This is a genomic window from Peribacillus simplex, from assembly GCF_030123325.1.
GTDB lineage: Bacteria > Bacillota > Bacilli > Bacillales > DSM-1321 > Peribacillus > Peribacillus simplex_D.
Genome location: NZ_CP126106.1, coordinates 681,061 through 704,311, shown reverse-complemented (window position 1 = coordinate 704,311; position 23,251 = coordinate 681,061). Strand labels below are relative to the sequence as shown.

5 protein-coding genes are annotated in these 23,251 nt (G+C 36.7%); all 5 read right to left on the bottom strand.

What is annotated here, in order from left to right; all coding sequences use genetic code 11:
- Positions 1-16: 16 nt before the first annotated feature.
- Positions 17-2,920 (bottom strand): non-ribosomal peptide synthetase, encoded by a 2,904-nt coding sequence (locus QNH43_RS03305; protein WP_283916795.1) that lies wholly within the window; start codon positions 2,918-2,920, stop codon positions 17-19.
- Positions 2,917-10,602: a non-ribosomal peptide synthetase gene (locus QNH43_RS03300; protein ID WP_283916794.1), complete on the bottom strand. Its 7,686-nt coding sequence runs from the start codon at positions 10,600-10,602 to the stop codon at positions 2,917-2,919. The genes QNH43_RS03305 and QNH43_RS03300 overlap by 4 nt, the downstream gene beginning before the upstream one ends.
- 79 nt (positions 10,603-10,681) lie before the next feature.
- Entirely contained in the window at positions 10,682-15,400 is a 4,719-nt protein-coding gene (locus QNH43_RS03295; RefSeq protein WP_283916793.1) for a non-ribosomal peptide synthetase, read from the bottom strand.
- Positions 15,401-15,426: 26 nt separating this feature from the next.
- Positions 15,427-15,693 (bottom strand): phosphopantetheine-binding protein, encoded by a 267-nt coding sequence (locus QNH43_RS03290; protein ID WP_076371031.1) that lies wholly within the window; start codon positions 15,691-15,693, stop codon positions 15,427-15,429.
- A gap of 11 nt (positions 15,694-15,704) precedes the next feature.
- Positions 15,705-23,243 (bottom strand): non-ribosomal peptide synthetase, encoded by a 7,539-nt coding sequence (locus tag QNH43_RS03285; RefSeq protein ID WP_283916792.1) that lies wholly within the window; start codon positions 23,241-23,243, stop codon positions 15,705-15,707.
- Positions 23,244-23,251: the final 8 nt, after the last annotated feature.

Genomic DNA, 23,251 nt, shown 5'->3' with positions numbered 1-23,251 from the left:
CCTTCTCCATGATCGATTATTTCAGCATGAACTTCATAAAGCTTTCAACATACCCTGAATCGATTTCCGGCATTTTCATTGATAGCAATTCCATTTCCTTCTTGGTTTTGGATTGCAGGATTTCCGACTCTTTTAATTTTGTCGATTCATCAATTAACTGGGACAAAGCACTTAATGAATGAATCTCGTTAGATTGTGTCTTTTCTTTTAATGATTGTAACCATTCTTCCAAATCCATGTTGGAGTAAGGTATTTCATTTTTTTCGAAGAAGGAGGTCACGAATTCACTTGAAACCCTCTGATCATTGAACATATGATAGATCCCGAGCTTCTGATTCGCATTCAATTTTGATATTTTGTAAATGAACTCACTTACAAAGTCGACTGGCATCAATTCAAAATGAATTTCCTCTTTAAATGGCAATATCCTTTGTTCAATAAATGATTCAAAAACCTTGTACAACATATCCTTCTCGTTCCAAACCCCGTTTGAATTGGATGAAATCCTGCCTAATCGGAAAATATCGATTGTCAGTCCATGTTCCCTTGCTTGAAGAAGCAATTTCTCGGCAACCCATTTGGACTGGCTGTACCCGATCATTAAATCGGGGGAGTAAACCAACTCGTCCTCCTCGTCCCATTTCCTTTCACCGGTCAAGACAGAAAGCGTTGAGGCATAATGAATGTTTTTCCGAGTGTATGATGAAGCAAACTTAATGATCTCCACTACACCATCCACATTCGAAATCTTTGATTTGCTATATGGCTCGAAGAAATTCGTTTCGGCACCGACATGATACACATGAGAAACATCATTGCTTAATTTCTCATAGGTCGTATCATCCAGACCGAATTGATGTTTACTAAGATCCCCTTCAATTACAACGATTCTACTTACGAAATCATCTTGCCAAAGACCATATTTCATTAAGGTATCTTTCAATCTATTTCTTGAAGGAAATCTAACCAAACAATAGATTTTGACATCTTCCAATTCCAGTAACAATTTATTTAATAGATGTGCTCCTAAAAACCCTGTTCCACCTGTAATCATCATATTTTTTTCAATTTCAACTGGTTTAGTGGATATTCCCCTTATTTTCTCCATCAACGCTGGAGCGAGCATGGAATCCTTCTCCAGCACTGCTTCCATGCTGCCAGCTGAATCGACTTCAAGTGCCTCAACAATTTTATTGACTGTGTTATTTTCCAATAATATTTGTAAAGTGGCCTCAGGAAGTACGGTTTCCTTCATTACATAGACCAGTTTTGTAGCTAAAATGGAATGGCCTCCATTTTCAAAGAAGTTGTCGTCCAATCCTAGACTTGGATTTCCTAATACATTTCTCCAAATCTCCAATACTTCTTTTTTCTTTCCAGTTTCTTGATTGGCTAAGGAAGTTTTATTTTGCATGATATCCATTTCCAATAATTTGTCTTTATCCACTTTACCGTTGGCATTAAGAGGGAAATCATCCATTCTGACAAAAAAATGGGGAATCATATAATTCGGCAATTCATTGCTCAGATAATCTTTAATATCCTTTTCAGCGTTTTCTGCTTTATCATCTTTATGTTTGTAATAAGCGATAACATAATTCTCACCATTGATGTTTTTAACAGCAACTACTGAACTTTCAATCTTCATGTATTTATCAAGCTTTTCCTGAATTTCATTCAGTTCAATTCTAAAGCCGCGAATTTTCACTTGACTGTCTTTTCGGCCTTTGTACAGGATTTCCCCATTGTGTAACCGGACGCCATGATCACCTGTTTTGTACCACTTCGCCTGATTCAAAACATCCATGATCAAAGCTTGTTCCGTTAATTGCGGCTGATTTAAATAGCCTCTCATGACCCCTTGACCGCCAATGTAGATCTCGCCTATTTCCCCATCCGCTACCTCTACTTGTTCTTCAGATAGAATCTTGATTTCTACATTGCTCAACGGCTTTCCAATGGGAATAACATCTGCATCTTTGTCTTCGACCTCATGGCAAAGTGCAAAAGTCGTGCATTCAGTTGGTCCATACCCATTAATCAAGGAAAAATGTCCGATTGTTTGCTTCAATCTTCTCACATGGGAAACCGAGATTTTATCTCCGCCAACCACAATTTTCTTTAATCCTTCAAAAATTAATGGATCCTCATCAACCATTGCATTGAAAAGACCTGTCGTAAAAAAAGCTACATCCACCTTTCCAATGGATATCGCTGCTTTCCAATCATCAAAGGAAGTGAACTCATTCGACATCAAGAATAAAGTTGCGCCATTCAATAAAGCTCCCCATATCTCAAAAGTTGCGGCGTCAAAGCATGGGTTGGAAAATTGAGCCACTCTATTATTTTCGTTTATTTCAAGTATTTCAGAGTTCAATACTAAATTGACTACACTCTTTTGCTCAATCATCACACCTTTAGGCTTTCCAGTCGTTCCTGATGTATAGATAACATATGCGAGACCATTTTCCGAAGAACGGTTAACGGGAATGTGCCCTTCCCTGCTTAGTTCATTAATCTCAAATGGAATTGGTTCAATATCCAATTCACGAAGCTTCCCTTCTTGCCCATTAAACGATAAGAAGTACTTCATATCCGTATCTGCAAGCATATATTCCAATCTTTTTAATGGGTACTTTTCGTCTATTGGAACATAGCAACAGCCTGACTTTATTATGGCAAGCATCCCGATGATCAGTTCAATGGACCTTTTGCTTGGAATCCCGATCATTGTTTCTTCTTGAATCCCCAAATCAATGATCCTTTTGGCAAGATTATCTGAAAGTATATCCAATTCTTTATAAGTAATTTGCCGTTCATTTTCACAAAGTGCCGTTCTTGACTGTTTCTCTTCCACGATTTTTATAAAAGCTTCAGTTATTGACATCAATTTATTCGTCGTCATCGATTTACTTATCATCGGGCCCCAACTTTCAAGTGATTTATTAATTTACCAATAGATAGAAGTGCTTCTTCTTCTGTTAGTTTTACGAATATTTCCTGCATGGAATCCATAAAACGTAAAATTTCATTTTCATCGAATTTACTGTCTTTATAAATGATTTTATAATGCAGCTTGGATTGCACTACAGCCGCAGAGAACGTAAGATCAAAATTGGTCGATTCACTTCCGACTGAATTTTCGATCATGATTTGCGAATCCTCCGCCAGTTCTGTGCTCGGATAATTTTCGAATACAAATATATGTTGGAATAATTCCTTATCCCATGGAATTTCAGCGTATCGCTTTATATCCGTAAGTGAACTGAACTCATACTCTCTCATATGTAATTGCTTGTTTTGAATAGCAGTTAGATAGGAGTGTAAATCATCATCCCAATCGATTTTCAAAGAGAATGGCAGAGTATTGATCAATAAGCCTACAGCTGATTCAATATGCGGAATGCTGAGGTTCCTTCCTGAGCTTGTCACCCCATAGCATACTGAGTCGCTTTCACTGAGGTAGGATAGAACGATGCTCCAAACTCCTTGAACAACGGTATTAATTGTCTTTCTATGCCGCTTGGATAATTCTATTAATCTTTCGGTAAGCTCTTCAGGTAAGCTATATTCAATAACTTTATCCGATGTAAAAGCTACCTTATCCGTTTTATTACCCGCAAGTGCTTTTACTTGTTCGAAATCCCTCAATTCTTCATTCCAAAAAGCTGCTTCTTCCTGTTTATTAATATTCCTGACATGATCCATGACTTGTTTATAAGCATTCTTATGTTCATCACTGTCTCTTGTAGTATTGAAAGGGTTTCGGTAATTATCCAAAAAATGGTTAATGACAATTTGCAGGCTCCAGCCATCTATTAAAGCATGATGATGTGTCCATATGAATTTATAGCGATGATCCGATAGCTGGATCAAAGTGATGTTCATGAGCGGACCATTCTCTAAATCCGTTTGTCTATTTTTGCTATGCTCTAAAAGATTTTCTATCTTGGATTCTGACTCGTCTTCACTAAACATCGTTAGATCCACATGATTAAACACATAATAAATGTCATTAAGTATGATTTGATAACGGTCCCCCAATTGATTGCGCCTGAAAACGGATCTTAGAACTTCGTATTTTCTACAGGTTTCATTCCAGGCTTCTTCTAATTTATCCAAGTCCAGATCACCTACTAAATCAATGGATAGCTGTGAAATATATTCAGGACTTTGGGTTACTTCGCTATGGAATAACATCCCTTCTTGAAGTGATGTCACTGGGTATATCTCTTCAATGTTATTAAACTTATTAATGAAATGGGAGATCGTGCTTCCATCGACTATTTTCTCAGCTTCAAAATCCGTTTCGACAATGGAGTCATTCAAATCTGCACTTCCACTTAATATTTTGTTTAAATGTACTTCAACTTCTCTACATATCATTCGGAAGTTTTCATTGCTGCTATCGCCAATAATATTCAGCATGAGTTTATTGTTTACGATGCTGGCAACAAAATTGAGTTTATATGGAAATTTATAGTTCGAATCTATATTGCTGCTATTGGTTTGTTCCATATCACCAGTGTTATTAAACTGACCTAGATAGTTGTAACTCACGAGGCTATCTGGATAGTTATGATTTCGATTGGAAATATACTTTAGGATTCCAAAGTCAAACCCTTTGTTTGGCACATTTCTTAATATGCTTTTTGTATTTCTCAAGGTTGAGCCCAAAGTCGCCATTCCTTTAATCCTTACTGGATAAATCGAGGTGAACCACCCTACCGTCCTTGATAAATCCATATCATCCTCAATATCCTCTCTGCCATGTCCTTCTAAATCGAGCCAAAATTCATTGATTCCCATTCGATTGGAAAGTGCATGTGCGATAACGGATAATAAAACTTCATCAATCGTCGTTTTATGTTTTCTTAAAGTGTTTTTAATGAGGTTTTGTGTTTGGGCCTCATCCACTTGTATTTTATACATGTTTTCATAATCACATGTTTCTCCTAAGTCTTCCTTCAGCGGAGAAACTGGAACATTCATTTCCTTTTCCCAATATTGAACGGCCTCTTCCGGTAGGTCAACGTCCTGGTATTCGTTTAGTTTCTCGGACCATTGTTTATATGAAGTCGTTTTTAAAGGCAGTGATGGTTCTTGTTCATTCTTTATCTGTTGATAGCATCTTTCAAATTGTTCAAGAAGTATCCTCCACGAAACACCATCAACCACAAGGTGATGAATCACCCAAAAAACCCTTACCTCCCTTTGATCCCTGAATAGAAGGAACTTCATCAAAGGGCCATTGTGTATATTTAAACTTTGTTGGGCGTTTTCTTCTAGCTCATTAATTTCCTTCAAGCTTTTTTCATCTTTAAAACTTGAAACATGGTACTCATGAAAACCGCATGCCGTATCAGCATTTGAAATATTGCCGATATATGAATCACCATGTTTTTCAAATAATGTCCTTAAAACGTCGTGCTGATCTATTAATTTCATGATGATCTTTTTATATTGTTCAGTCGTCAACGTATTATCCTTCATCAAAACGACTGATTGATTCCAATGATGGATATTCTCATGATTTTCATTAAAAAACCAAGATTGAATAGGCGTCAACGGGACATAACCTGATACTGTTTCTTGAACCACTTGTTTTTGCTCCAGCTCATTTACAATATTCCCTAGCTCACGGACCGTTTGGCATTCAAATAAATCTTTAGGAGTTATAAATAAATCTTTTTCTTTTGCGGCAGAGCATATTTGAATACTGATGATTGAATCACCGCCACATTCAAAAAAGTTATCTTCCGGTCCTATAGTGGGATCGTTTAAAACATTTCTCCAAATTGTCAGAAGCTCTGTTTCAGTTTTGGACAATTCTTGCACATCCAGCTCTTTTTCCTTCCTCTCATCAAACTGTTCCGTCCATTTCGGCAGGGATTTCCGATCAACTTTTCCATTCGGCGTCAAAGGAAATTTATCCAATTGCAGAAAATGGGCAGGAATCATGAAAACAGGCAGTGTTTCTTTCAATCGTCTTCTGATTGAATCTATCGAAACCTCATCATTCACCGTATAATAAGCAATTAGCCTTTTATTCTCAAATCCAGCTTCCATTACCGTTACATAACTATCCTTGATTTCTGCCATTTTTCGTAATGAAGCATTAACCTCCGATAGTTCAACACGGTATCCCCTTATTTTCACTTGATCGTCCGCCCTGCCTATATAAACTAATTCCCCAGCTTTGTTATGCTTAACTAAATCCCCAGTTCTGTACACTTTTTCTGCAGGGTTGAATGGATTGGATATGAATCTTTCATTTGTCAGGTTCTCATTATTCAAATATCCCCTTGCTAACCCAATTCCTCCAACGTAAAGTTCACCAACTGACCCTGCCGGCACTAGTTTCCGGTTTTCATCCAACACAAGTACAACCGTGTTAGTCAAAGGCTTCCCGATCGAAACAACGAATTCATCTGTAACATCCTCATTCGGTGGAAACATTTTAAAGCTAGTACATACCGAATATTCCGTAGGCCCATAGCCATTGAAAAACGATATATGTTTAAACTTTGAAACGAGCTCAACTGGACATTCAGAACCTGCAGATCCCAACACTTTAATCGTACTCAATTCAATGATTGGCAGTTCTTTCAACACAGCAGGCGGTAAAATGATATGAGAAATTCCTTCCCGCTTAATTTGTTCAACAAGTTTACTCATGTCAAATTGATTTTCTTTATCTACACTTATATGCAGCTCGGCACCGAATAATAGTGTGCTGAAAATCTCTATGACGGATGAATCAAAATTAAACGTAGCGAATTGCAGCACTTTAGCTGATGTATCCAAACACATCATTTCATTTTGGTTATAAACTAAGTTAATGATTCCTCTATGCTCTAACATGACTCCTTTGGGCCTGCCTGTCGTTCCAGAGGTATAAATGACATATGCCAAGTCTCTCTGATCCGCAATGTGAAGATTCGTTTCCAATAACAAATCCGATTCTTTTTCAATATCTTCAAAATATATTATTTTGGATGAGTCAATCAAACCATTCTTTCCGAGTTCTTTGTGACTCAAGCAATAAGAAATGGACGAATCTTCAACCATATAGCTTAACCGTTCATCAGGATAATGAGGATCCAATGGAACATACGCAGCACCAGCTTTAATTACTGCCAACATCCCTGTCACCATATCAATTGATCGATTCACATAAATTCCGATTCTTTCTTCTTTAGAAATCCCTTTGCTTAGTAAATAGTGTGAAAGTCGATTGCTCTTATTATTCAGTTCGCGATATGTAATGGTTCTCGGACCATCAACAATGGCTACCTTATCAGGAAACCGCTCAACAATTTTATGGAAGGCTTCTGGGATTGTGTCATTGATCCCCTCAAAACGAATGGTTTCTCCCTGCCATTCTTCCAATAATACTTTTTCCTGCCTCTTACTCACGACGGATACCTTGTCAATCGATCGTTCAGGCTGATAAGTAATATTCCTAATCCACTCTAAGAAATTTTCAGCTAATATTTGAATCGTTTGTTCATTGAAGATCCCTGAATTATACTCAAAAGCGAATAAAAGCTTATCTTCATATTCTTCTGCAGCTAAACTCAAATCGAATTTTGCTGCCTTTGATTTTATTACTTCAGGCGTTATCTTTATGTATTCACTTTCAAAGGCAGCTTTGGCATTATTTTGTAAAATGAAGACAGTTTGAAATAATGAAGTGCTTGCTAAATCTCTTTCAGGGTTAATGACTTCAACGATTTTCTCCAATGTCATTTGCTGATGATCATAGATGTCGATGATATGGTTTGTATTTCTTTGCAGAATCTCTTCAAATGTTTCCTCATGTCCCAGCTTTAATCTAAAGGGCAGTGTATTGACAAAATAACCTATCGATTTTTCTGTTCCTTCAATCATTCTATTTGCCAAAGGACTTCCAACGATGATATCGTTTTGACCTGTATATTTTGCTAGAAAAGACTGGTACATCGTTAGCAGTGTCATGAATAATGTCGAGTTTTCTTCAAGGGACATCCGCTTTAAACCATGGAGCTCTTCCCTTGTTAGTTCCACTATAAAACTACTGCCATCTGTACGGTTTTCTTTTGTACGTATCGTATCTAAAGGAAGCTCCAATTTGGGCAATTCCCCAGATAAGTTTGTTTCCCAAAATAGCGATTCTTCTTTAAAGTTGTGTTCTAACCAGCTTTTCTGCTCAAAGGCAAAATCCTTATATTGTTTAAAGTCGTTTCCAAGGATAAGTTCCTTTTCATTCACTTCACTGTCATAAAAAGATAACCATTCATCTAAAAATATACTCACTGACCATCCGTCAAAAATGAAATGGTGGAGATTCACAAATAAAACAGACTCTTCTTCTCTCAATTTAACCAGTTTCACTGTCATGAGAGGACCTTTTTCAATTTCAAAGATTTCCGCTTGGACATCGTCTTCGATTTGCAGCATACGAGTCGCTTGCTGTTCGGGCTTTAACGCAGATAGGTCAATTTCATCTATTTTAATGTACAAATCTTCCCTGATTTCCTGGTAGCCTTTCCCGGCTTTTTCACGGACGGTGGTCCTTAAAATCTCATGTCTATTAACGACATGATTTATAGATTTTTCCAATATCAAAGTATCTACTTTACCAGTAATTTTATATTTCTGAGGGATATTATAATTGGTTGTCTTGCCATTGAGTTTTTCGTTGAACCACAAAGCCTCTTGGTTACTGGATAAAACATGATTTTTTTGTCGTGCTTCACTTTGCTCTATGTCATGATCTGAAATTTCATTAATGATGAAGGCCGTCAACGATTCGACTGTTGAATTTTGAAAAATATTTTTCAAAGTTAGAATTTGATTGTATTCTTTGTTTAGTTTTGTCAATAACTTCATGGCTAAAATCGAGTGTCCGCCCACTTCAAAAAAATCGGCATCTTTATCGATTTGACTTGTTGATAAGACTTCCAAAAATGTCTTTTCCACAAAAGATGAAACTGCTTGTGTGTCATCTTCCGGAGTCGTATTCACTTCCGGAAAGACCTTATGACTCAGCAATTTCAATGTAGGATTTTCAAACAAATCGGCTAATTTCATATTCGCATCAAGTCTTTTATTTATTTTAGACACCAATTTCATGGCTGTTATCGAATGCCCGCCCAATTGAAAGAAATCAGAATCCTCATTAATCTCACTGTTCAAGAAAAACTCTTGCCATATTTCTTTAAGTTCTTGATTAACGGATGTGGATATGATCTTATTGTTACTTTTTTCTTGATGGTTCTTAATCCCATTATTTTTTAGTTTTGAAAAATCAACATCGACATATATTTCGTCAATTTGTTGTACTTTTGTAATTTGATGGGCAATCTGCATGAAGGCTGATTGGATATCATTTACTAGTGAACGCTCTATGAAGCAGCGATTAAAATACAATTTGCATTTAATCATTTCTTTATTATCCTGGGCTTGTAATGATAATGGAAAGCTATGTGTCTCTTTTCCACCTTCAATTTCCCAGTTAATGCCAAACCTTTCATTTTTCGCTTCCGGATAATTTTCATAAACGAATAAAGTTTCGAAAATCGGATCTTCCTTCTTTAATTTCGTATGCCTTTTGATATCCACTAAAGAAATTTGAGAGTAATCCAGCATATTGTTTAATGTTTCCTGGAACCGTTTCAGTAAATCAGTAATGCTATCTGTATCGTTCATTTCAGCTATCATCGGAATCGTATTAATGAGCAGCCCAACAATTTCTTCGGATTTGAATAAGTTATTCGACCTTCCAGAGCTTACAATTCCAAAGACTATTCGATTTTGATTGGACATTTCCTTTAGGACGATCGACCAAATTAACTGCAATAATACATTAATCGTTACATGGTTTTTAGCGGCAAATTCTCTTAAAAGCTCACTCTGTTTTTTATCCATCTCCCAAAACAGATCATTTTCCTGCTGGTTTTCCTTCACATGTTTCAGAACGGGGAAAGTGATTGTCGGCTGATCAATATCCTTTGCTAGCTCTTTCCAAAAACGGTTTAAATCTTCCGCATCGATTTTATTCATATACCGGATAAAATCTCCATATTGCTTTGGCTTTTCAATAAGCCGCTTGGAGTCCCTTCCTACAATTCGGCTGTAAATAACAAAGAGTTCATCGATGACGATGCTGGTACTCCAGCCATCCAAAATTATATGGTGATGAGTCCAAATCAAGATATACTGATTTTCTTCGATTTTCACTAACTGGAGTTTCATCAAATTGGAGTTATTCACATCCATCTCCTGGGATTTGAATGTCACTCTCTGAATTTTATTTAATTGATCATGTTTATTCAACTCTGTCATATCGATTATTTCTGGTTCATAATCCATTGCATTGAATACAACCTGAACATTGTTTTCGATATTTTTAGAGATGATCTTCATTCTTAATGCTTCATGCCGTTCTACAACCTGACTCCACGCCTGGAATAATGCATGTACTTCAAGAGCGCCCGTTATCCTGATTCGCATTTGAGAAATGTAAAGGTTCTCTGCTGTATTGTTCATTTCCAGTTCATAAAGGATTCCTTCTTGAAGTGGAGTTAATGAGTAAATATTCTGAATAGTTTTCTCCAATTTTGCGCCTCCCTGTTCCATTATCTTCGTTTCATCCGCACATGCTGACTGCAATCATTCTATTAACCCTTAAAAAACCTTATTTATTGGAATTCAATATATGAAACAAATCTTCCTCAGTAAGCATCGCATCTGGAAAATCACTTTCTATTAAAGAAGCTTGGTCAAATTCAGTTCCCCTGATTTCCATGACGACATTACCAATAGCTTCTATTATTAAGTTCATCTTTTCTTCAGCCAATTTTGAAATTATTTTTATAAATAGTTTTCCATCCTGGATCAATGCCAGGAAATGGAGTTTCGGTTTATTTTCAAACTCACCAAAGTCCTTGCTATTGGATGATTCAAATTGGGAGTCCAATCTTCCTAAATAATTAAAAGTAACGTGGATATCCGGCTCCTTAATGACCCCAGGGCGTAAATATTTGATAACGCCATAATCAAAACCTTTATTTGGAATTTCCCTTATAGCATTCTTCGTATTTTTTAAAGTGTCATCAAACGTCTCTCCTGAATGCAGCAATATCGGATACATCGCAGTAAACCAGCCAACCGTCCGAGTAACATCCATTGTTTCATCCGCCATTTCCCTGCCATGCCCTTCTACTTCCATCCAGAAGTTCTTCACCTCAAAAGTTTTTTTCAAACTCTTTGCAATCAATGACAACAATACTTCTTCTACAGTCGCTTTTGATTGCCTTGATAATTCCTGGATCAACAATTCAGTTTCTTCTTCACTGAATGATTTCTCCAACATTCTTTCTTCTTTAGCTATAAAGTCTTCCGCTATCTTAAAATCCGTTACCTCACTTTTTGTTTTTTGTTCCCAATAACGGAGTGTTTCATGGTCCATCAACGATTCATTGTATTTTTTCAAGAAGTTTGACCAGTCTTTGAATGATGAAGTTCTATAAGCAAGCTTCCCTGTTTGATTGTTTAATGCTTGATCATGGAGAGTATTGAAATCCTCAAGTAAAATTCTCCAGGAAACTGCATCAATCAATAAATGATGGATTACCCAAAAGAAGCGATACTTGTTTGATTGTTCTTTTAAAACAAGCATTTTCATGATCGGTCCATTACTTATGTCCAATGAACGTTGAGCCTTGCTTTCCCATTCATCTCTCATTCTTATTCTCGTATCCTCATCTAAATGATGTATATCCTTATAGACTAACTCCCATGTTTTATGTTCTGAATCTATATTCCCGATATATTTATTTTCATGTTTTTTAAATAGGGTTAACAATCCATCATGATGTTCCACGATATGAGATAGAATTTTTTCAATATTCTCCATTTGAGCACAGGAATCTTTACTAAAAACAATGGACTGGTTCCAATGATTGATGGAAGTCGTGTGTTCTGCAAAGAACCATTCTTGGATGGGGGTCAGTTCCACATTCCCCCTAGTGGCTATAGGTTGAATCATGATCTTATTTTCGGTTTTCGCGATCGCTGCCAGCTCTGCTACCGTTTGATTTTCAAAAATGGATTTTGGACTGATGATTATATTTTCCTGCCTTGCTAGAGAACATATTTGAATGCTTTGGATGGAATCGCCGCCAAGTTCAAAAAAGTTATCCCGGATACTTATGTCATCCAAACCTAAGACAGTCTTAAAAATCTGTAGAAGCACTTTCTCATTGACCGTCTCAGGTTCTTCCAATGAATCGCTTCTAGTTAGGGGGACCGGAAGAAGCGCTGAATCAATTTTCCCATTTGCATTTAACGGAAATTTGTCCACTTGCATAAAGAATGAAGGAATCATGTAACTTGGTAATCTCTCTTTTAAAAATGCTTTTAAGTGGTCCTGATCAACTTGTTGATTGGATGTGAAATAAGCGATTATTTGTTTATTTAAGTTTGGCTGATCCTGAACCTTAATGAATGAGTCACTTACTTGCGGATACGCATTGAGATTGACCGAAATCTCATCAACTTCCACTCGGAAACCTCTTATTTTCACTTGATTATCTTTACGCCCCAGAAAAATCAACTCACCATCGCTCGTGAATTTCGCAAGGTCACCGCTGCGATATAAACGCTTTCCAGCTTTAAAAGGATGTTCAATGAACTTTTCTTTTGTTAAATCATCATTATTCACATAGCCAACAGCTAACCCTTCACCACCAATATATATTTCCCCTGCGGCACCTATCGGGACAAGCCTTTGCTCCGGACTTAATAAATAGACGTCAGTATTCAGGATAGGTTTGCCTATCGATACTTTATTATTAGCAGTCTCATTGTTTTCGAACGCTTTAAACATTTCAACCGTGGTCCATACTGAATATTCCGTTGGACCGTAGGCATTATAAAAGTTTATATTTCGATAGCGATCCAGCAAAGCTATTGGACATTCAGATCCGGCTGAACCAACGAATTTCACATTGGCCCCCTCAATATTGAGCTCTTGTAAAACTGCAGGCGGCAATACTAGGTGAGTTAACTTTTCACTTTTGATTTGATTTTCCAAAGCGAATATATCAAACATTTCCTCCTTATTATTCCCGATATGCAGCTCTGCACCATTTAATAAGCTTCCAAAAATCTCATAGATGGAAGCGTCAAAATTAAAAGTGGCAAATTGTAATACCCTGGAGGTCTCATCAAGTTGTAAGTACTTGTTTTGACTTATTATTAAATTCACTACTCCTCTATGGGATAACATGACACCTTTAGGTTTTCCTGTCGTTCCCGAAGTATAGATTATGTAAGCAAGATCGGAAGGTGCAATCGATTCGTTACAGGACTCGGTATCCACGTAATGTACCGATTCAAGATTAATCACTTTGGCTATTTTTTTTATGGCAGGAACCTCAACTTGATTCGTAATGCATATATCCATTTTCGAATCATTGATGATATACTCCAACCTTTCAGCTGGCAGCATAGGATCAAGCGGAACATATGCACATCCGGCTTTAATGATACCCAACATGCCGATTACCATATCAATCGATCTGTTTACATGCAGGCCCACCTTATTGGAGCCATTTTCGATATTATTTCTAAGCAATTTCGCAATCACATTTGATTTTTGATCTAATTCCGAATAGGTGATGTACTTACCATTATCAGCAACGGCTAATTTGTTTGAATGCTTCTTAACGATTCTTTTGAATATGGAGGTGATCGTCTCATTTTGATGTGCATCCGAAACCTCGCCTTGCCACCCAAATAATAATTGATTCATTTGATTGTCATCTAAATACTCCAAATGACAGATAGGTATATTTGCATTTCTGCAAATTTGGAATAACCATTTTTCGAAGCTCAACATGATTCTTTCAATCGTTTCCCGTCTGAAAAGTTCATCGGAATACTCGAATTCCAGGATTAGGTCATGAGAACCCTTTACCTTTATGGTCAGGTCATAATTTGAAAAAGGAATTTCGAATTTGTCTTGTTCAAGAGTGAAGAATGAATTGCTAAAGTTCCCACCAAAGCTTTCTTCCATTGCCAAAGCTGTTTGGAACAATGGGGAATGGCTGAGATCCCTGTCTGGATTAATGATTTCAACGATTTTCTCAAATGGAAAAGCCTGATGTTCCAATACATCCAAAATCACTTTACGATTTCGGTTCAATATTTCATGAAATGATTCTGTGGCATCCACGGTCAGCTTCAATGGCAGCGTATTGACAAAGCATCCAACTGTCCGGGCAAATTCTTCTTGGCCACGGTTTGCGACGGTACTTCCGACAATGATTTGATTCTTCCCGGTATACTGACTTAAAAACACTTGATAGGCGGTCATCATAAAAGCATATAAAGTCGTGCCATTCTCCTTTAAAATCCTGTCTATCAATACATGAAGTTCATCTGTTATGACCATTTCCAGCCTTCCACCTGAGTATGAAGGTGATTTTGGACGTTGAAAGTCAAATGGAAGTTCCAATGCTTCTTCCTCTTGGTCTAAATAACTTTCCCAAAACCTCCTTTGGCTTGGCGTACTTTCCTTGACCCACTCCTTATGCCAGATTGCATAATCTAAATATTGCATGTCCAAAGGAGGAATATCCCCAACCCTGCCCGTTTGAATTCTTTCATAAATCTCCATTAACTCTTCAAAAAAGGTGACAAACGATACTCCGTCAAAAATGATATGGTGAAAGTTGCATACTAAATAATGCTTTTCTTCGTCAATTCGAAATAGTTTCATATTAAATAAATGATCATTTTCCAGGTCGAAACATCTTTCCATTTCTTCAGTAAGATGGGAGGTGACCATTATATTACTGACTTCGCGATCTACTTCCCGACAGTCTTCATAGGCAATTATGTTTCTGCTTTTATTTGATAAGAATTGAAGGATTTGATGTTCTTCACCCTTGAAATTGGTTCGCAAAGTTTCATGGCGTTCAATCATGAAATCTAGTGCCTGTTGCAGATCATCAATGTCCACTACGCCATTTAAAATGAATTTAAATGGCATATTATAGAGCATTTTCCTTTCATTCAGGCTGTCAAACAGATACATTCGATCTTGGTTATGTGAAAGCATTCCTTCATTTTCGCCATGTTTATAAGGCTTATTTACCTCAACTTCCCTCATGCTGAGAAGCATGTCCAGAAAACTTGCCAGCTTTTCTATATTCCATTGACTTGAAATGATTTCCGGTGTTAATTGAATACCAAACTCTTGTTTTATCGAAGACAAAAACTCATCTTTTCTTTCATTTGTGCTTAGTGATTCATTCATGTCCTCCATTAGTGATATTTTAAAAGGTTCGATAACAATTGAAATCAAGTTTAATAGCCTGGCTTCCGTTTCACTGATTATCCTGTTCATAGAAAAACACCTCAATTCTTTTCCATTCAACCTAACTTATTAATATCATCCAATTGTTTGATGAGTACGGATAGTTCCTGGATGGTTGATTGTTCGAACATCACTTTGATTGGCAATCTCACTCCCATGTTATTCTTCACCATTTGAATAAATTGCATGGCTAAAAGGGAATTCCCTCCCAAGTCAAAGAAGTTGGAATCTGCACCTATTGTTTCTTGCTCTAGGATCTCTTTCCAAAATCCTATAAGCTGTTCCTCAATTAACCTTTCCTTCACCGCAATAGTTGTTTCCATATATATCCCCCTCATTTCACTTTCATTTTTTCTAGCATTTCGCTTAAGATTCGATTAAATAGAGAAAGTACTGATGACCTTAACTTTGGATTGACCTCTGCCTCATTAAACTTAATTTGAACACTTGAACCAGGGGTGATGATAATGACGATTGGATAATGTGTCGTTTCCCGTCCTTCTTTCAAACTCACAATGATTTCATCATTATCAGGCAAAGTCATGGGATAGTTTTCAAACGCATATAATGATTCAAACAAATCATTTTCCAAATGGGCCCACTCATAAATCTCTGATAATGGTGTATTCTCAAAGGCAGTTAATTCCAAAAATTCCTTTTGAACTTCATCGAGCAGTTCAATGTAAGTCTTTTCTTGGCTGATATGCTTTATAAATGGCACAGTATTGATAAATGGACCAACCATGGCCTCAATATTTTGGACTGGGATATTCCTGCCGGATGTCACTACGCCGCAGCATACATCTTCCATACCTTTTACCTCTTTTAAAGTGGCTAGCCATATAGTTAGAAAGAAAGTATTCATGGTAATCTTGTATTCCTGACAGAATCGTTGAATGGAATCACTCAATTCCTCATCCAATACTTTCAAGTAGCTATTTTCAATGTATCCCTCGCCTTCCCACACTCCCGTTAAACTAGATCCAGAATTTCGGGCGCCTTCCAATTTCCCTGCCCAATAGTCCCGCAGCTCCTTATTACTCGTATAATCTTTCATATATTCAACATACTTTTTAAATGAAGCACTACCGGATGATGATGGAGTTATTGAATGATAAGAATCAAAAATGTCATTAATAACCATCGAATAACTCCAGCCATCCATAATAATATGATGGAATGTCCATATTAATTGGTATTCATTGTCCGCAAGCTTAACGATCATGAACCGATTCAACCTATTGTTCTCGATATCTATGATCTTATATTGATCTGCTAACAACTTTTCCAGCTTTACTTGCTGATCCATTATTTCTTCATATTCAATCTCGGTATCCATGGAATGCATTAATAGTTGGTAGAATAACCCTTTTTTACTTGAATATAATTTCGTTTTTAAAATGTCATGTTTTCCTGCCGTTGTCACAATGGCATTCTTTAATTTTTCGACGTCCAGAAAACCTTTAATATCAAATATGAGTTGCACTTTATACTGGCTGCTCTCACTATCAAACAAGCTATGGTACAACATCCCTTTTTGCAAAGCAGTCAATTCATAAATATCTACTATTCCTGTTTCTTTGCGCAGTAGTTGGTTAAGTTCCTCTTCAGGCATATCCAACAATGGAAAGTCTTCCGGACGGTACATCTGTTTCACCAATTTTATTTCTTCTTCCAATGCCTGTAACAATTTCGGAAAATTGCGTTGAATATATTTCTCAAAATCTTCTCTGACGAAATGTCTGTTATAGTTTATTTTTATAGTTTGCTCTTCGTTCACTACAAGCAATTCAATATCGACTTCATGCTCGGTATAGGAATTATGTTGTATATCTTGATCACTAAAAAAGATGACCTCTTTTGCAGCCAATTCATTGCTTTGGTGAAATCTACCTAAATTATTAAAACTGATAATCGGCCGATTTTGTTTCATATGTGTCTCGCCACATAATTCTGTCAGGATTCCATACTCAATCCCTTTATTAGGCAGTGTCCTTAATTTTTTCTTTGTTCCTTGAATCGTGTTCGAAATGGTTTCTTTATTTTCTATATAAACCGGGCACATGGTCGTAAACCATCCTACTGTCCTGGACAAATCGACACCTGCAAATAATTCTTCGCGACCATGTCCCTCCAAAGTGAAATGAATATCCTTTTTATTAAAATACTTCCCGATTAGCGTTGCGAAAATTGATAAATATATTTCATCAATGGATGCTTTATACGCTTTTGTCATTTCATTATAGATTTTGTTTGTAATCTCTTTATTCAGCTTCAATTCAAATGATTTTCCATCGTAAACACTCCCTGTTTTGACTAGGGCGTTTTCGTTTACTGCCTCATGTTCATTCAGCCAGTACTCTTTAATGCCTAATGGGATGCTATTTTTGTATTGGTTTAGATTATTCGCCCATTCCTTGTATGATGTCGTTTTATTATCCAGTTTTAGTTCTTGATTGTTGACATCCTGAATATATAGCCGGTCAAAATCTTCGATCAAGATTCTCCAGGAAACCCCATCAACAAGTAAATGATGAATGATCCAAATGATTACATGCTCATTTTGGCCAGTATTGATGCATTCAATTTTCATCAGTGGTCCGTTTGAAATGTTCATGCCCTGCTGTGCACCGTTCTCGAGTCTAGCTATTTCCCGTTCCTGTTTGTCCTTATTCATGTTCGATAGATTTACGTAATTCATAGTCCAATTTTCAGTCGGGTCGACATGCTTTTCCACTTTTGAAAATGCTTCATCTTTATTGAATCTTGATCTCAGCCCATCATGATGTCGAACGATATGGGCCATGATCTTTTGCAGCCGCTTCTCATTCAATTGCGGGTATCCCTTTAACGTTACAGATTGATTCCAATGATTATAATTATTTATTTGTTGAGTGAAAAACCAACTTTGAATAGGTGTAAATGGCGCCTTTCCAAAAACATCAGACTGATTTATCGTTAAATCTCCAGTCAATTCCACAACCTTTGCCAGCTCTTCGATACTTTGTTTTTCAAATATGTTTCTTGAAGTAATGAAAAGATTTTCTTTCTTGGCAAGTGAACAAATTTGAATGCTTAGGATGGAGTCTCCTCCACATTCGAAAAAGTTATCAAAGATGGTTATTTCCTGATTATTCAGCACCTCTTTCCATATCTTTAACAATTTTTGTTCCGTTCCATTAACGACACTTTTATTGTTGGTTCCCTCCGTGACCGTTTTTGTATCCGGCAGGCTCTTCATGTCGACTTTGCCGTTAACGGTAAGCGGAAATGACTCCATTTTAATGAAATAAGAAGGAATCATATATTGCGGAAGATGATTCTTCATATAATCCCTGATATAGTTTTCTTCCAGGTCATTGTCGGAGATATAATAAGCAATGATGAATTTCTTTGCCTTGGATTCATCTTTTATCGCTATAAAGCAATCCTTTATACCTTTGCATTTATTTAGAACGGCACTGATCTCGCCAAGTTCGATACGATATCCCCTGATTTTCACTTGGTCATCCGCTCTGCCCGCAAATAGTAAATTTCCATCCTCGGTATACTTAACTAAATCTCCAGTTTTATATAGCTTCCTTGAAGGATTGAACGGATTTGGGATGAAGCTTTCAACGTTTTTCTCCGGATGATTTATATATCCTCTTGCAATGCCTTTCCCGCCGATATACAGCTCTCCTATTTGACCTTTAGGAGTCGGCTTCATCCTGGAATTGAACACATATGCTTCTGCATTTAAGATTGGCTTTCCGATTGGGATCACTGTATCATCACTTGGAAGTACCTTATATGCTGTCGAAACGACAGTTCCCTCAGTTGGCCCGTAATTATTATATAAATCAAAATTCAAATGATCGGGTATCGTTTTTAAACGATCTCCCCCTGTCAAAATGGCTTTGATTGATCGTGGAAATTTCATATCGTTGATAAACAATTGCTCGAGCAGTCCCGTTGAAAAAAACGCGAGTGTGACTTTCTCCTTTTCCATCTTCTCCGAAAGGATCTCTACATCCAATAAATCATAGTAATCCAATATCAGGAGTTTATTCCCATTTGTCAGGTAAGGGAATATCTCCCAAACGGAAGCATCAAAAGATGTATTCGAAACTAGTACTGCTGCATCTTTTCCATCGACAGAATAATAATTGATATGCCAATTACAGAGGTTAGCCAACCCTCCATGTTCAATCATGACCCCTTTAGGTTTTCCCGTTGTTCCTGAAGTGTAGATGATATAGGCCAGATCACCTTCCGATATCTTTCTTGAAACGAATTCTTCGCATTCAATTTCCCGTTCATTTAGTATGTCTTCGATACATATTAGTTTTCTTTCATCACCGGGATACTTTGAAAGTCCTTCTTCATTACTTAAACAATATGTGATTTGAGAATCCTCTATCATATGTTTCAGCCGTGACTCTGGTTGTGATGGGTCCAAAGGCACATATGCCGCCCCAACTTTCATGATGGCTAAAATGGCCGTAACCATATTGATCGATCGATCCATAAAAATCCCAATCCTATCTTCCACATCTACATGGTTCAGGAATAATCGTTGCGCCACCTGATTTGCCCGGTCATTTAACTCGCTATATGTCAGCTTATCATCACCATGAACAATGGCAACATCATTGAAATTTTCACTTACTTTATCCTCAAACCTAGTTATTACATCTTCAAAATGGCTTTCTTCCACTTCTTGATTTACATTACCTGTACCCATTTCGATTATTGATCGTAATTGTGCAGGCTCTAGGTAGGTAATGTCCTTTATCTTCTTGGTTTCCTCGGTTGTAATCTCTTGCAGCCAATACTGAAAATTACTAGCCATTCTTTGAATCGTCGCTTTATTAAATAATGATTTGCTGTATTCAAACGAAATGAATAGTTCACCCTCATCCACTTCTTCTGCCTGAACAACTAAATCAAATTTAGCTTTAAAGGTATTGATTTTTTTCGGTTTTAACGTGAAATTTCTATATGCCAGCTTTTCTTTTTGGTTATTTTGCAGGACAAATACTGTATCGAACAATGGCGTATTTTCCATGGTTCTTTCTGCTGATATATATTTCAAAATTTCCTTAGTAGGTAAATTTTGATGGTCAAAAACTCCTGCAATGTTTTTTATGTTTTTCCGTAAAATCCCTTCAAATGAATCTTCCTGGGATACATTTAATTTAAAGGGCAAGGTGTTGACGAAATATCCTATCAATTGTTCAGTATCCACATGGTTTCTCTTCGCCAAAGGACTTCCGACGACAACTTCCTCTTCATCAAAATAAACCGATAAAAAGGTTTGATAGGCCGTAAGTAAACTCATGAACAAAGTCGATTTCGTTTTTTTATGAAGAATTTCCAGGTTGTTTTGAATTTCTTTAGGTAACAAAAAGCTGATCATATCCGAAGTGCTTTTACCTTCTCCGGTTTTTTGATGATCATATTGTAAAAAGGACTTTTGCCTTAATGCAGTTATTTCATTACTCCAGAACTCATTATCCTTACTGCTTACATAATTTGGCGAGTTTTTTTGCCATAAAGCATAATCTCCATATTGGATTGATTGGTTTTCTCCATCATTTCGTCCGCCATTCTCGATTTCCTCATAAATGGCAAACCAATCATTGATCATTAATGGAATCGACCAACCATCAAAAATAATATGGTGGATGTTACATAGTAATTGATATTCACATTCATTTTTCCTTACTAGCGCAATCGATAAGAGGGGACCATTTCCTAAATCAAATTGCCGTTCCGTTTCTTCCTTCACCAAGTGATTTATTTTTTCTTCCTGCATGTCTAAGGGAATATCCGAAACATCGAAATAGGTAATATCATGATGAATCGACTCATCGAATGCCAAGATGCCCATTCCAGCTTCCTCTCTAATGACACTTTTTAAAATTTGATGTTTATCGCTTAGCTTATCTAATGATAGTTCCAGGTAACCTTCATTCACTTCACCTGATATTTCATATGAAAAAACGATGTTATATAACGATTTGTCGGCATTGGTTTGGTGAATGAACCACAAATTTTCTTGTTCATATGTTAAAGGATATGTATTTCTATCATTAATATTGATCGGTGCATGATCTTGCTTCACCTCTTCTTTTTGACGAGTTTCTATGACTTTGGATAATTTCATAATCGTATCGTTATCCAATAAAACTGAAGGAGCCATTTCAATATGAAATTGATTTTTTATATTGACAATCAATCTCATTATCGATAATGAGTTCATTCCCCATTCAAGTAAGGACTGATTATTTTTTATAACCCCATTACCTATGATGCTAACCACCAATTCCCTTACTTTTCCACTTATTGTTTCATCCACTGGACTCTTGATATTCGATGGCGTTTCACTGTCTTTATTGATGAATTTTGGTAATAGTGATTTATCCAGTTTTCCATTTACCGTTAGGGGGATGCTGTCCACCTTGATAAAAAAGCTTGGTATCATATAGGCTGGCAATGAGCTTTTTACACTTTCCCTCAAATAATCGGCAGCTAATTCTTCATCAGCAACATAGTATAAAAATAAATGCTTATCATCATTAAACGCTTTATCCATCGTAACGACTGCATTCTTGATGTTTTCCAAATCATTATACGAGCTCTCTATTTCCCCTAATTCAATCCTGAAACCTCTTAACTGCACTTGCTCATCATTCCTGGCGATATATTGCAGATCACCATCATCCAAAACTTTCACTACATCCCCTGACTTATAGTAGCGAACATTATCAATGTCTGTAAATTTCATCTTATTCATCATGGTATTTTTATAGTAGCCTAGCGAAACACCTTTTCCTGAAACGTATAACTCGCCCTCTTCATCTCCAGTTACTTCTTCTCCATGTTGATTCATCACCTTGAACCCAAGATGAGGCAAGACTTTTCCGATATTGGTAATTCCTTTTTCCACATCACTCTTGGCGATTTCTTTGTATGTTACATGAACGGTGGTTTCAGTTATTCCGTACATATTTATTAGCTTTGGCAGCCTGCCATTTTCGGGAGAAAACCACTGCGTCAATTTCTTGAAGTTTAATGCTTCCCCTCCAAAAATGATGTATTTTAAACTTAATTCATTTTGACGATATATGAGCTCACCAATCACCTCGAAGAAAGCGCTTGGCGTACAATTGAAAACGGTTGTTTGTGTACTGATCAATAAATCAACAAAGGATATTGGATTTCTGCTTTCCTCAAATGAAACCACTACAACTTCTCCGCCATATATCCAAGCCCCCCACATCTCCCATACGGAGAAATCAAATGCGTAGGAATGGAAAAATGTCCATTTATCTTTATTATTGAACTCGAACAAACCGTCGCAGCCTAAAAACAAGTTCATGACATTTTCATGTGAAACGCAAACTCCTTTAGGCTTTCCTGTAGAGCCCGATGTGAAAATGATATAGGCTGGATCCTCTGGATCAATTAAGGTATGGAAATTCTCACCTGTCATGTCTTTTGAATTCCCTATCACTTCATCGAGGGTTACATAATTGCAATCAATACCGCTAATCCGGCCTTTATCCCCAATCAATAACTTCAATTCTGAATTCTTTATTATATGCTTTACTCTTTCATCAGGACTTTTAGGGTCGATAGGTACATAGGTAGCCCCCAATTTAAGGAGTGCTATGATTAAAAATAAAACATGCTCTGACTTTTCAATATAGATTCCGACATTGTCTCCTTTATTTATCCCTTTGTCCTTTATGTACATCGCCATTTTATTTGCCAAGACATTCGTTTCTTTATATGTAAATTGCCTATCCTTATTTCTTACTGCAATATTGTCTCCATATTCCCTAACACTTTCTTCAAATAGATTCGCTAAAGAATTCATCTTCATCATTTTCC

What these genes read in the sequence shown, in the direction of transcription:
- QNH43_RS03305 (WP_283916795.1), bottom strand. Translation starts at nt 2,920, where the DNA reads ATGATAAGTAAATCGATGACGACGAATAAATTGATGTCAATAACTGAA.
- QNH43_RS03285 (WP_283916792.1), bottom strand. Translation starts at nt 23,243, where the DNA reads ATGAAGATGAATTCTTTAGCGAATCTATTTGAAGAAAGTGTTAGGGAA.
- QNH43_RS03295 (WP_283916793.1), bottom strand. Translation starts at nt 15,400, where the DNA reads ATGAACAGGATAATCAGTGAAACGGAAGCCAGGCTATTAAACTTGATT.
- QNH43_RS03290 (WP_076371031.1), bottom strand. Translation starts at nt 15,693, where the DNA reads ATGGAAACAACTATTGCGGTGAAGGAAAGGTTAATTGAGGAACAGCTT.